This window comes from Streptomyces sp. WM6372 (assembly GCF_001279655.1).
Lineage (GTDB): Bacteria > Actinomycetota > Actinomycetes > Streptomycetales > Streptomycetaceae > Streptomyces.
The window spans coordinates 1-12,509 of record NZ_LGDB01000222.1 but is presented as its reverse complement, the minus strand read 5'-3'; the positions used below and the strand labels follow the sequence as shown (position 1 = coordinate 12,509).

The following is a 12,509-nucleotide window of genomic DNA, read 5'->3' as shown; positions in this document are numbered from 1 at the left end:
GCACGCTCAGGAGGTCCGGGCTTTCGCCGCCTTGGCGGCGCGGCGTCCCGCCGCCACGGTACCGAAGGTCTCGCGGTCGTCCAGGAAGCCCTCCAGGGCGAAGGTGGCGGCTCCGAGGCTCACCGGGTTGTCCGGCACGGTGCTCAGCCGGAAGGTGAGCGCCTGGAGCGTCGCCGGCAGCGCGTGTGCCGCGATGACGTCGCGGGTCTGCCGCAGCAGCGGCTCGCCGAGCCGGTCCGCCACCCAGCCGCCCAGTACCAGGGCCTGCGGATTGAACAGGTTGAGGAGATCGGCCGCGGCCTCCCCCAGGTAGCGGGCGGTCCGCGCCACGGTCTCGGCGGCCACGGCGTCCCCCTCCGCCGCCGCGCGGGCGACCTTGGTGGTGACGGTGTCCTCGTCGGGGTCCAGAAGGGGGCTTTCGGCATCCAGTTCCCGCACGGTGCGGGCGATGCCGCGGGTGCTGACGTAGGCCTCGACACAGCCCCGCCTGCCGCACCTGCACTCCCGTCCGTCGCGGACCAGGCAGGTGTGGCCCCACTCCCCGGCGCTGTTGGTCGCGCCCCGGTAGAGCGCCCCGTCGACCGCGATGCCCGCGCCGACGCCGGCCCGGAGGGTCAGTACGACGAGGTCGTCGACCTCGCGTCCGGCGCCGAACCACATCTCGGCGACGGTGCCGGCCTTGAGCGGGTTGTCCAGGTACAGGGGCATCGGGAGCCGCTCGGCGAGGAGGGAACGCAAGGGGACATCCCGCCAGGACCAGTAGGGCGAGAAGACGGACACGCCACCCTCGCGCTCCACGAGACCGGGGACGCTGACGCCCGCGCCGAGGATGTGCGGGGGCGCGCCCGAGGCGTCCGTGAGGCCCTCGACACCCGTCACGATGGCGTCGACCACGTCGCCTGGCCGGACATCGGTCTGCGGCAGGGGCAGCCGTACGCTGCGCAGCACCTTCAGCGCCAGGTCGAACAGCTCGACCTGGACGGACGTCTCGGCCACGTCGATCCCGACCAGCGCACCGCGCTCCGCGTTGACCGCGAGCCGTGCCCGCGGGCGCCCGCCCTTGGAGTCCTCGTGGCCGGCCTCGCGCAGGACCCCCGCCTCCAGCAGCTCCACGACGAGGTTGGCCACGGTCGCGAAGGACAGGCCGGTCGCCGCGGCGATCTCCTGCCGGCTCACCGGGCCGGGGGCTGCGAAGACGCACCGCAGCGCGTCGAACCGGTTGCGGCGGCGGATGTCCTGGGCGGTGCGTTTCGCCATGGGCGCGTCCTTCCATGTCGTGGCAGAGGTCGTCGTCGTCGTGTGTGGGGCGAGCTTATTCCATGTGTTGGACGATGTGTATTTACATGGGTTAGAAGAACTCCTAGAGTTTCGTCGCACAAGAGAGGAGCGACACCATGCACCTGACCGCACTGCCGTGCTCGCCCGTGCCGGGACGCCTGACCGAGGGCCCTGTCTGGCACGCCGGACGCGGCGACCTGCTGTGGGTGGACATCCCCGCGGGCCTCATCCACCGGGCTCGTCTGGTGGACGGCGACGACGACAGCGGCTTGCCGGACCTCGGGCCCAGGAGGACCGTCAGCCTCGACGGGCCCGTCGGAGCGGTCGCGCCCTGCGCGTCGGGCGGGCTCCTCGCGGCCGCCGGAACCTCGTTCCTGCGCGTCGACGAGGACGGGGTGGCCACGGAGTTCGCCCGCCCCGTCGTCCCCGACGACGGCACGCCGCGACGCATGAACGACGCCAAGTGCGACCCGAGCGGCCGACTGCTGGCCGGAACCATGGCCTACGACGCGACCCCGGGCGCCGGCACCCTCTACCGCCTCGACCCCGACGGCGCGCTGACGACCGTGCTGAGCCAGGTCACCATCTCCAACGGCCTCGGGTGGAGCCCCGACGGCCGACTGCTGTACTACGCGGACAGCCCGACGCACCGGGTCGACGTCTTCGACCACGACCCCGTCACCGGCGCCCTCTCGGGCCGCCGCCCCTTCGCCGACACCAGCCCCGCCGGCGTGCCGGACGGGCTGGCCGTCGACACCGAGGGCCGGGTCTGGGTGGCGGTGTGGGGAGCCGGACAGGTCAGGGCCTACACCCCCGACGGCGCACTCCACGCCGTTGTCACGGTCCCCGCCTCCCAGGTGTCCAGCTGCGCCTTCGCGGGCCCGGAGCTGGACCTCCTGATCATCACCACCGCGGCCGAGGGGCTGACGGCCGCGCAACTCGCGGCGGAGCCGCATGCCGGCCGGATCTTCATCTGCCGGCCCGGTGCCACCGGCCTGCCGGTCCCGCCCTTCGCCGACGACCCGGCCCAGCTCCCCGGCGCCTCCACCACCCCAGACGACCCCAGAGGTTCCGCATGACGACCGACCTGGCCCCCGCACTCGCCGTCGCACCCGTGATAGCGATCCTGCGTTCCCGATCGCCCCGCCACTTCGCCGCCACGGCCGACGCCCTGCACGAAGCGGGCATCCGGGCCATGGAGTTCACCCTCACCACACCAGGAGTCCTGCACGCGTTGCGCGAATACGCCGAGTCGAAGCCGGCCGGTACCGCCCTCGGTGCGGGCACCGTCATGACCCCGGCCGATGCGATGCGCGCCGTGGAAGCGGGCGCCACCTACCTCATCACGCCGGCCACCTGTCTGGACGTCATCGGGGAGGCCCGCCGCCTCGGCGTCCCGGTTCTCCCCGGCGCTCTGACGCCGAGCGAGATAGTGGCGGCGTGGCGGGCGGGCGCGACCATGGTCAAGCTCTTCCCCGCCTCGGCCGGAGGCCCGGAGTACCTGCGTGCCGTCCGGGCCCCCCTGCCGCACGTCCCCCTCGTTCCCACGGGAGGCATCGACCTCGACCAGGCCCCCGCCTACTTCGCCGCGGGCGCGAGCGCCCTGGGCATGGGCAGCCCGCTGATCGGGGACGCCTGCGAGGGCGGCGACCTGGACGCGCTCCGGGAACGCGCCGCCACCCTGCTGGACGGCATCCGCTCATGACCGCGCTCGTCACCCTCGGGGAAACCATGGCCGTCCTGGCGGCCGACCGGCCCGGCCCGCTCTCCTCCGGCGCAACACTGCGCCTGGGGTTCGCGGGGGCCGAGGCCACGGTCGCCATCGGCGTGAGCCGCCTCGGCCACGCGGCGTCCTGGACCGGGCGGGTCGGGGCCGACAGCGCCGGCACGATGATCCTCGACGGGCTGCGCGGTGAGGCCGTCGACGTCACCCGCGCACGCGTCGACGACGCCGCACCGACCGGACTCATGCTGCGCGAGCGCCGCACGCCCGACCACACCCGCGTCACCTACTACCGGCGCGGCCTCGCGGGCGCCCGCCTCGGTCCCGGGGACATCGACCCGGAACTCGTCGCCCGGGCCCGTGTCCTGCACGTCACCGGCATCACCCCCGCCCTCGGCGACGGGCCGCGGGCGGCCGTACGGCGGGCGGTCGACCTCGCCCGCGCCGCCGGTGTCACCGTCAGCCTGGACCTCAACTACCGGGCCCGGCTGTGGAACCGGGAGGAGGCCGCGGCCGAGCTGACCCACCTCGTCACCCGCGCGGACGTCGTCTTCGCCGGTCCCGACGAGGCCTCACTGGTCGTACCCGGGGCCGACCCCGCCACCATGGCGCGCGCCCTGCTCGACCTCGGCCCGCGCGAAGCGGTCCTGAAGCTCGGCGACCGAGGGGCCGTCGCGGTCACGCACGGCGGCGAGGCCGTCCAGGACATCGTGCCGGTCACCCTGGTGGATCCGATCGGCGCGGGCGACGCCTTCGTCGCCGGATACCTCGCCGGGCTCCTCGACGGTACCGACCTCCCGGGCCGACTCCTGCTGGCCGCGACGTGCGGGGCCTTCGCGGTGGCCTCGCCCGGCGACTGGGAGGGCCTGCCCCGGCGCGCCGAGCTGGACCTGCTCCACGGAGCGGACGTCACCCGCTGACCGGTGCGTCCCGGCCACCCCCGCCACCACTCGCCGCCACCCCCATCCACTCCACCCACGAAAGACCAGCCATGAACCGATTCACAGGGCGAACCGCCGTCGTCACCGGCGCATCGTCCGGCATCGGCGCAGCCAGCGCCGTACGTCTGGCGGCCGAAGGGGCCGCCGTCGTCCTCGCCGACATCGACGAGGCGGCGGGCACCGTACTCGCGCGGAAGATCCGCGACGACGGGGGCCGCGCGGAGTTCGTGCCGTGCGACGTCTCGTCCGAACAGGACTGGCGCGGCCTGAGGGACCGCACGCACACGCTGTTCGGCCCGGTGGCCGTCGTGCACAGCAACGCCTTCACCCACACGCCCGCGCCCGCCCACGAACTGCCCGGCGACGACTGGGACCGTGACATGGCCGTCAACCTCAAGGCGCCCTACCTGGCCGTACGGACCTTCCTCGACGACCTGCGCGCCGCTCGCGGCTCCTTCGTGGCCACGTCCAGCGTGCACGCACTGTGCAGCCTGCCGGGCTATCCGGCCTACGCGGCGGCGAAGGGAGGCATGTGCGCGCTCGTCCGCCAGCTCGCGGTCGAGTACGGGCCGCAGGTGCGGTTCAACTCCGTCCTGCCCGGTCCGATCCTGACCGAGAACTGGCAGGACGTGGACGAGGAGGGCCGCCTGCTCTCCGCCCGTGCCACGGCCCTGGGACGGCTGGGCCACCCCGACGAGGTAGCGGCCGCCGTCGCCTTCCTCGCGTCCGACGACGCCTCGTACATCACCGGCACGAACCTGACCGTGGACGGCGGCTGGGCCGTGAAGAAGGAGTCCAAGTGAAGATCACCTCCCTGAAGACCTACCTGGTCGCGCCCCGCTGGTGCTTCCTGCGCGTGGACACCGACGAGGGCATCACCGGCTGGGGCGAACCGGTCGTCGAGGGCCGTGCGCACACCGTCGCGGCGGCCGTCGAGGAACTGTCCGACTATCTGGTGGGCCAGGACCCGATGCGCATCGAGGACCACTGGCAGGTCCTCACCAAGGGCGGCTTCTACCGCGGCGGCCCCGTCCTGTCCAGCGCGGTGGCCGGCATCGACCAGGCACTGTGGGACATCGCGGGCAAGGCGCTGGGCGTGCCGGTGTGGCAGCTGCTCGGCGGCAGGGTCCGGGACCGGGCACGGGTGTACAGCTGGATCGGCGGCGACCGACCGACCGACGTCGCGCAGCAGGCCGCCGCCCGCAAGGCCGAGGGATTCACGGCCATCAAGATGAACGCCTCGCCCCAGCTGGAGCTGATCGACACCCCCCGCGCCGTCCGCGACATCGTCGAACGGGTGGAGAGCGTCCGCTCGGAGGTCGGCGACGGCTTCGACATCGCCGTCGACTTCCACGGCCGCCTCACCCTCCCCATGGCACGACGGGTGCTGCCCCTCCTGGAGCCCTACCTGCCGTTCTTCGTCGAGGAACCGGTGGTTCCCGAGATGAGCGCCCACATCGGGGAGGTCGTGCGGTCCACCAGCATCCCCATCGCCACCGGAGAACGGCTCTACTCCCGGTGGGACTTCAAGCCGGTGCTCCAGCAGGGGATCGCGGTGGCTCAGCCCGACCTCTCGCACGCCGGTGGGATCTCGGAGGTGCGGCGCATCGCGGCGATGGCGGAGGCCCACGACGTTTCTCTGGCGCCGCACTGCCCGCTCGGCCCGATCGCGCTGGCCGCCTGCCTCCAGGTCGGCTTCGCGACGCCCAACCTGCTGATCCAGGAGCAGAGCCTCGGGATCCACTACAACGCCGGGTCGGACCTGCTGGACTACCTCACCGACCGGTCCGTCTTCCGTTACGAGGACGGTCACGTCGCCCTGCTCACCGCACCGGGACTGGGCATCGAGGTCGACGAGAAGGCCGTCGAACACGCCGCCGAGACGGGCCATCGCTGGCGCAACCCGGTGTGGCGACGGGGCGACGGCTCCCTCGCCGAATGGTGACGGGTTGAGCTCCTGCGCGGTCCGTGCACGGCAGTCGGCCGGGCGTCAGGAGGTCAAGGACTCCAGCCGCCGCCGGGTGGCCGGGCCGTAGACCCCCGGCGGGTCGCCACGGACGCCGTACTTCGCCTGGAACCACTGCACCGCGTCGTCGAGGTGCTGGTCGTAACGGCCTCGCTGGGGCAGGGACCACAACCCCAGCTGAGCGAGGCGCCGCTGCAGATCGACGACCTGAGCCCCGGTGTCGTGCCGGCGCAGCGTCGGCTTCTCGGCGGGCGCCGTCGGCGACGCGGGGGAGGGCGGCACGGTGCTCGGACTGCCGGTTTGCCGTCCGGCCGTCGGCGCTGCGTTCGTACCGGTGAGTGGGTCCGTGGTGGACGCGGACGGATCCGCTGAAGACGGTGTACGCACCGGGCTGTTCCCGGTTGTCGGCGGTGTGCGCCGGGGAGGGCTCGGGAGCGGACCGGGGGACCGGGACGCCTCGGGCGGTGCGCTCGGTTCGTCCTCCGCGTCGCGGACGTCGAGCCGGCTCGCGGGGGCCTGCGCCGTCGCCTCGTCGGTGTCCTGGCTCCGGGCGAAGGCGTACGTACCGGCGATGGCCGCGGAGCCGATCAGGGTGGCGAGGGCCGCGGTGACGCGCAGCGGCCGACGCTGCTTCGTGGGCCGGTGCGCCCGGTGGGCTGCTGGCCTGCTCATGACAATGGGCTGGCCGAACGCGTCACCACCGGTAGGCGGGCCGCTCTCGTGCGCGACCTGCGCTGCGACCCACGACGCCGTTGCGGTGTTCATGGTGCTCGGAGCGTCCCCCGGCGCGGGTTCGTGCGGGGCGATGTACGGCCTGACCCAGTCGCGGTCGAACCGCGCCGGGGCGGCGGCCCGCCCTGGGCTCGCGTCGTGGTGCGCGATGCCGCAGGCACAGCGCAGGGGGTCGCCGCATCGGGGGCAGAAAGGGGTGCTCACCAAACTCCAGTCGGCTGGTCCGGGAAATGCAGAAGGAGCCCTCGGCGCGCCACGTCGTACGCCTCTTGAATTGTCGGGCTCGTATGTCGCGGGCGCCCTGACGGTCGTCCACTGCGGGACGACCGTGTGGTGAAGGAGGGAGTGAACGGTGAATCTACTGTGTGCGGAGCTGTTGAATCCAGCCCAGTCGGGGCCTGGTTGATAACGATCGGCTAAACGTGCGACCGGGGTTCCCCCGGGTGCTCGTCTTGGCGCCGCTTTTCCGGGGGAGAAGCCCGGAGAAGGGGATCCGGCCGATCGGCGCACCGCGTACGCGAGCAGTGCCTGTGTCTTGAACTGTTCGAACTTCTGTCAACAGAGCGGGGCGACATCTTCCCGGCCCCCCTTGCGGTCTCGGTCGGTGCTGCGGTCGATCGAGCAAGATCTTCGGTGTTGACTTCCTTGCGGGTGTGTCTGATTCTGTTCGGTGCAAGGTGGTCGCGTCGACTCGCGCCGGCCGGTGCGGTCAATGCTGCGCTGCATCCTGGGCGGGCGCGAATCCGGGGGTATTCTCCGCAGTGACACCCCCCCGCCGCTATTCATCCAGCGCGCGCGAATATCGAGACCGGACTTCTCTGTAGGGAGAATTCCGGTGGCTCGCCTTGCCCGGACGGAATGTGTCCGAATTTTCCGAGGGTACTTTCCCAAATTCTCACCGGAAAGAGCTATCGGCAGGCGTGTCGTGTCCTGAACAATAGGGCGACTTTCTCTCTCATCCAGGATGTCCCACGTGTCGACGAATCATCCCTCCGTTGGTCACATGACCGACCTGCAACTGTGTGACGCCATCCGCACCGCGGACCCGGCTGCCCCGTCGGCCGAGACCGAGCTGCGCCGACGCCATGGCCCGAGCGTCTCCGCCTTCGTCCGAGCGGCCGCGGGCAGCGACCGGGTGTCGGCCCAACGCGCCGCGGACCGTGTGATGGACCAGTTCCTCGGCATGCTGGCCGCAACGACCGACGCCGTGGAGCGGCCTCCTCGCCTGTCGTTGCTGGAGCTGGTGTCCGGCGCCCCATCTCGAGTCGGGTCCGCGCCTTCCGGGGCGGGACCGGACGAACGGGCCGGACGACCGGCCGGGGGCACTCCGGGGGCGTCGACCGATTCCGCCGATGTTCCGCTGGGCCCGGGTCTCCGGTCGGTCGTCCGCAAGGGGTTCATCACCCTTTCGCCCCGCACGCAGGCCGTCCTGTGGCATTCCGTGGTCGAACGGGAGCCGGACGAGCACGTCGCGACGATCACCGGTGACCGGCCCGACGCGATACCGGACCTGGCCCACCGGACGCTGGCCGCGTGCCGTGACGCCTTCCTGCGTGTCCACTTGCAGGCTCGCCCCACCCCGCACTGCCCCGCGTACGCACGCATGCTGGACGCTGCCGCAGGGCGCGCGGACGTGCGGGGGAACCCGGACCTGACGCGTCATGTCGACGGATGCCCCGGATGCGCGGCGGCTCTGCGCGGCCTGGTCGCCCTCTGCGACACTCCTGGTCCGTTGCTGGCCGGCTCCCTGCTGGGTCCTGCCGGCCCGCGCTACCTCGCCGCGGCGACCCGTACGGGCAGGCACCCTGACGACGAAGACACGCTGTCCCTCCCGGTCGCGACCGCGGCCGGAGGCAGGCCGGAGCCGACCTCCGGCGGGCGGAAACCGTTCGCCTTCGTACGGAGACCGGCCGGGCGGGTCCTCCTCGGAGTCGCGGCAGTGCTGATCACGATGACGGCGCTCGCCGTCGTCGTCCCTGCGGCCGGGGGGCCCGAACCGCCCGCCGCGGCTCGGACGCAGCCACCACGAGTGCCCGTCGAGGCGGGCGGCGCGGGGTCGCCCGCCCCGTCGGTGAGCAGGCCACGGCCCTCCACGACCGCCTCACCTGATCATTCCCCCAGCACGTCGCCGTCCGCGACGGGCCCGTCGCCCGGTGGCGGGCCCACGCCCAGCCCCACACCGACCGCGGAGGCCGCGACGAACGATCCCGTTCAACCGTTCCGGGCCTCGTCGTTCGTTCCGGCCGTCAATTCCGCCACCGGTCTGTGTCTGGACGTCCGCGGCGGCACCTTCGCCAACGGCGTCGACGTGATCACCGCACGCTGCCGTGCCGGGGCGCCGGTCCAGCAGTGGCGTCTGGACGAAAAGGGGCTCCTGCGCAATGCCGCCAACCCGGGCTACTGCCTGGACGCACGCGGTTCCGCAGGGGACGGCGTGGGCATCTGGTCGTGCTCGGCATTCGGCCGAGCAGAGGGGAACAACCTGGTGTTCTCCACCGACGCGACAGGACGCATCAAGCCTCGGATCGCGCCCGGCTACGCCATGACGTCCGGGAGCGGCGAGCCCGGAGCGCCCGTCACCTTCGGTCGCACGGGCCCCGCGGCAGAGCAGCGGTGGAACGAGCCCACCGGGCAAACGCCGTCGAGTCGGTAGTCGAACAGATTCCGACATGTTCCAATGGAAAACAACAGGGCGAGGCTTGTCCGGGTCCATGCCCGAGTCCGTACCGCCCAGTCCGGCCTCCAGGCCCGCATCTTCCGTGGCTACGCCCGGTGGACGCTGCTGGGGCGGCCCTGCCGCTCTTGGGGCAACCCTGGAGATCACGAGGGTGCATCAATCCGAAACCCTCGGTTCACACTGTTGACTTATGGCGGAAACGGCGCTTTTCTCTGTTGCATCAAGTTTGAAAGCGGCCGACTGTGGCGGATTCCCCGGTGAGGGGCTGTCCGCCGGGGGCTCGTCGGCCGAGGCCGGACACCCCTCCCTCCGAGTCTCCAGGGACCTGCAGCCCCGGGCGGCGCTCACGACGGCGGCCGGACCGAACCCCACCCCATCGCACGTGCCCCACTGGTCGCCCGGTGCGACCCGTTCAAGCAAAGGGATCGACATGCTCACTCACCACCACCACCGCCGTCCGGTAGCGGCCGCGGCCCTGGGCCTGGCCACGATGTTCGTCCTGTCCTCGTGTTCCAGTGGTCAGGAGGCGACGGGCGCCGCCGCGGACGTCGGGAAGGTCGACGGGAAGATCTCCCTGACCTATCTGCAGAAGCAGGGCGACCAGGAGTACTTCATCGGCGAGGCCGCCGGCGCGAAGGCGAAGGCGAGTGAGCTCGGGATCGACCTGAAGGTGGTGAACCTGGGCAACGACGCGAACAAGACCGTGAGCGAGGCCCAGGCGGCCATCTCGCAGAAGAGCAACGGGCTGATCGTGGTCGTTCCCGACCCGGCCGTGGGCCCGCAGGTCGTACAGCTGGCGAAGACGGGCAAGGTGGCCCTCCTGACGTCGGACGACCAGATCTGCAGCACCGGTCCGGACCCCTCCGCCTGCGGCGCCGACGCCCTGGTGCCCCGCATCGGGTTCAGCGGCGAGCAGATGGGCGGCGAGGTCGGCAAGCGGGCCGCCGAGGAATTCAAGAAGGCCGGCTGGAACCCGGCGGAGACGCGGACGATATCGGCCTGGAAGCAGGACGTCACCGTGTGCACCGACCGTGTGAACGCCTCGAAGAAGGCGTTCGCGGAGGCGGCGGGCGCACCGGTGCAGAACATCGACGTGCCGACGGACAACTCCCCGACGGGCGCGCAGGACAAGATCGCCGCGACGATCACCGCCAACGCCTCCGTGAAGCACTGGGTGGTCTGGGGCTGCAACGACGAGAACGTCCAGGGAGGGGTCACCGCCCTGGAGAACGCCGGCTTCAAGGCCGACAACGTGATCGGCGTCGGCCTCGGTGCCTACCTCGCCTGCAAGAACTGGAGCTCCGGCAAGCCGTCCGGGATGAAGGCCGCGCTCTTCATCAACGGCAGGGACGTCGGCGCCCTGGCGGTGCAGACGATGTACGACAAGCTCAAGAACGGCAAGGACTTCCCCAAGGAAGCCTTCGCCCCGACCAAGATGGTCGACGCTTCCAGCTGGAAGGACGCGGGCGTCACCTGCAGCTGATCCCGCGCCCGCGCCCGCGGCCAGGACGGGTACGGCCCGCCGCAGCGGCGGCCGTACCCGCCCCGCCCAGACCTCCATCGCCGACCAGCAGCGTCGCTGGAACGCACGCCCCACGTAACCCCAGCTTGCGAGGCCCCCATGACCACAGCCGGTACAGAGCCACCTGCCCCCGCCCAGGATCCCGGTGAAGAGATCTCCGTCGAGAACATCACCAAACGGTTCGGTGCGGTACAGGCGCTCAGCGGCGTCACGCTCGCCTTCCCCCGGGGCCGGGTGACCGCCCTCATGGGGGAGAACGGAGCGGGCAAGTCGACCCTGCTGAAGATCCTCACCGGTGACCACCAGCCCACGGAGGGGAGCATCCTCTGGAACGGGCGCCCGCGGACCCTGTCGTCGCCGCACGACGCCCACAAGGCCGGGATCCGCATCATCCCGCAGGAGCCCGAGATCATCCCGCACGTGTCGGTCGCCGAGAACGTGTACGCGGGAGCCCTGCCGCGCACCGCCCTGCGCCGTCTCGACCGGGCGGAGCTGCGCCGCCGCATCACCGCGGACCTGGCCCGGCTCGGATTCGAAAAGGTCATCCACCCCGATCAGCTCGGATCCGAACTCACCCCTGCACAGCGCCAGTTGGTGGAAATTCTGCGGGCGCTGACCGGTGAGGCGAAGGTCATCGCCTTCGACGAGCCCACTTCCTCCCTTTCCGAGAACGAGGTCGAAGCGCTCTTCGGCCTGATCGACCGGCTCCGGGACCAGGGCATCGCCGTCATCTACGTCTCCCACCGCATGAAGGAGATCTTCCGCCTCGCCGACCGCATCGCCGTCCTGCGCGACGGCACGGTCGCCGGCGTGCTGGAAGCCCGTGACACCAACGAGGGGGAGGTCGTCCGTCTGATGGTGGGCCGTGACCTGTCCTCCTTGTTCGTCCGACAGGACGTCGCCCGCGACGAGGTGGTCCTGCAGCTGGAGGGCGTGACCACGGACGACGTCAGCGGTATCGACCTCCACGTCCGGGCCGGAGAGGTGGTCGCCCTGGCCGGGCTCATGGGGGCCGGACGGTCCGAGCTGGCCCTGGCCCTCGCCGGCGACCGGCCCATCCGATCGGGCCGCGTCTGCGTGAACGGCAGCCCCCTGCGTCTGCGCAGCCCGAGGGACGCGATCCGCGCGAGCATCGGACTCGCCCCCGAGGAACGCAAGGCCCAGGCGCTGTTCCTCCACCGCTCCATCCGGGACAACACCTCCCTGGTGAGCCTGGACCGGCTGCGCCGCTGGCGCTTCGTCCAGAGCCGCCGGGAGAAGGCGGTGGCCCAGGACTTCTCCGACAGGCTCCGGGTCCGCACACCCTCGATCGAGCACGAAGTGCGCAAACTGTCGGGCGGCAACCAGCAGAAGGTCGTGCTCGCCCGATGGCTGCTGCGCAAGCCCAAGGTACTGATCCTGGACGAGCCGACCCGCGGGATCGACATCGGTGCCAAGGCCGAGATCTACCGCATCATCGCCGACCTCGCCCGGGAGGGGGTCGCCCTGCTGGTGATCTCCTCCGAACTCCCTGAGGTCCTGGGCCTCGCCGACCGGATCGTCGTGATGCAGAACGGTCGCATCACCGGCGAACTCAACCGCGCGGAAGCCACCGAGGAAGCCGTCCTCAACCTCGCCATGGCGGACGACCTCGCCCCCGTCGCAGCCGACCGACCGCTCACCGACTCCGC

10 protein-coding genes are annotated in these 12,509 nt (G+C 71.6%); 8 read left to right on the top strand and 2 right to left on the bottom strand.

What is annotated here, in order from left to right:
- Positions 1-6: 6 nt before the first annotated feature.
- Entirely contained in the window at positions 7-1,257 is a 1,251-nt protein-coding gene (locus tag ADK52_RS31660) for an ROK family transcriptional regulator (protein WP_053693303.1), read from the bottom strand.
- A 137-nt stretch (positions 1,258-1,394) separates the two neighbouring features.
- Here ADK52_RS31660 and ADK52_RS31655 point away from each other — a divergent pair, with 137 nt between their 5' ends.
- From ADK52_RS31655 to dgoD, 5 genes are all read left to right on the top strand, one after another.
- Entirely contained in the window at positions 1,395-2,357 is a 963-nt protein-coding gene (locus tag ADK52_RS31655; RefSeq protein WP_053693302.1) for an SMP-30/gluconolactonase/LRE family protein, read from the top strand.
- Positions 2,354-2,983 (top strand): bifunctional 4-hydroxy-2-oxoglutarate aldolase/2-dehydro-3-deoxy-phosphogluconate aldolase, encoded by a 630-nt coding sequence (locus ADK52_RS31650; RefSeq protein ID WP_053693301.1) that lies wholly within the window; start codon positions 2,354-2,356, stop codon positions 2,981-2,983. The genes ADK52_RS31655 and ADK52_RS31650 overlap by 4 nt, the downstream gene beginning before the upstream one ends.
- Positions 2,980-3,921, top strand: coding sequence for a sugar kinase (locus ADK52_RS31645; protein WP_053693300.1), 942 nt, complete (start codon positions 2,980-2,982; stop codon positions 3,919-3,921). The genes ADK52_RS31650 and ADK52_RS31645 overlap by 4 nt, the downstream gene beginning before the upstream one ends.
- A gap of 71 nt (positions 3,922-3,992) precedes the next feature.
- Positions 3,993-4,745 carry an SDR family NAD(P)-dependent oxidoreductase gene (locus ADK52_RS31640; RefSeq protein WP_053693299.1) on the top strand — a complete coding sequence of 251 codons (753 nt, stop codon included), beginning with the start codon at positions 3,993-3,995 and terminating at the stop codon, positions 4,743-4,745.
- A complete protein-coding gene (gene dgoD / locus ADK52_RS31635; protein ID WP_053693298.1) occupies positions 4,742-5,887 on the top strand; it encodes a galactonate dehydratase in 1,146 nt (381 codons plus the stop codon). Before ADK52_RS31640 ends, dgoD begins: the two co-directional genes overlap by 4 nt.
- Positions 5,888-5,932: 45 nt before the next feature.
- On the opposite strand, the gene ADK52_RS31630 is transcribed toward dgoD, so the two are convergent.
- Entirely contained in the window at positions 5,933-6,580 is a 648-nt protein-coding gene (locus ADK52_RS31630; RefSeq protein ID WP_159046081.1) for a peptidoglycan-binding domain-containing protein, read from the bottom strand.
- A 1,063-nt stretch (positions 6,581-7,643) separates the two neighbouring features.
- Here ADK52_RS31630 and ADK52_RS31625 point away from each other — a divergent pair.
- The 3 genes from ADK52_RS31625 to ADK52_RS44650 form a co-directional block, all read left to right on the top strand.
- Positions 7,644-9,293 carry an RICIN domain-containing protein gene (locus tag ADK52_RS31625; RefSeq protein ID WP_053693296.1) on the top strand — a complete coding sequence of 550 codons (1,650 nt, stop codon included), beginning with the start codon at positions 7,644-7,646 and terminating at the stop codon, positions 9,291-9,293.
- Positions 9,294-9,747: 454 nt separating this feature from the next.
- Positions 9,748-10,800 (top strand): substrate-binding domain-containing protein, encoded by a 1,053-nt coding sequence (locus tag ADK52_RS31620; RefSeq protein ID WP_234344332.1) that lies wholly within the window; start codon positions 9,748-9,750, stop codon positions 10,798-10,800.
- 138 nt (positions 10,801-10,938) lie between these two features.
- The coding region (locus ADK52_RS44650) for a sugar ABC transporter ATP-binding protein (RefSeq protein ID WP_053693295.1) at positions 10,939-12,509 on the top strand (1,571 nt) is incomplete at its 3' end.

Excerpts from the sequence above, each read along its gene's own strand:
- ADK52_RS31660 (WP_053693303.1), bottom strand. The coding sequence starts at position 1,257 with ATGGCGAAACGCACCGCCCAGGACATCCGCCGCCGCAACCGGTTCGAC.
- ADK52_RS31655 (WP_053693302.1), top strand. The coding sequence starts at position 1,395 with ATGCACCTGACCGCACTGCCGTGCTCGCCCGTGCCGGGACGCCTGACC.
- ADK52_RS31650 (WP_053693301.1), top strand. The coding sequence starts at position 2,354 with ATGACGACCGACCTGGCCCCCGCACTCGCCGTCGCACCCGTGATAGCG.
- ADK52_RS31645 (WP_053693300.1), top strand. The coding sequence starts at position 2,980 with ATGACCGCGCTCGTCACCCTCGGGGAAACCATGGCCGTCCTGGCGGCC.
- ADK52_RS31640 (WP_053693299.1), top strand. The coding sequence starts at position 3,993 with ATGAACCGATTCACAGGGCGAACCGCCGTCGTCACCGGCGCATCGTCC.
- ADK52_RS31630 (WP_159046081.1), bottom strand. The coding sequence starts at position 6,580 with ATGAGCAGGCCAGCAGCCCACCGGGCGCACCGGCCCACGAAGCAGCGT.
- ADK52_RS31625 (WP_053693296.1), top strand. The coding sequence starts at position 7,644 with ATGACCGACCTGCAACTGTGTGACGCCATCCGCACCGCGGACCCGGCT.
- ADK52_RS31620 (WP_234344332.1), top strand. The coding sequence starts at position 9,748 with ATGCTCACTCACCACCACCACCGCCGTCCGGTAGCGGCCGCGGCCCTG.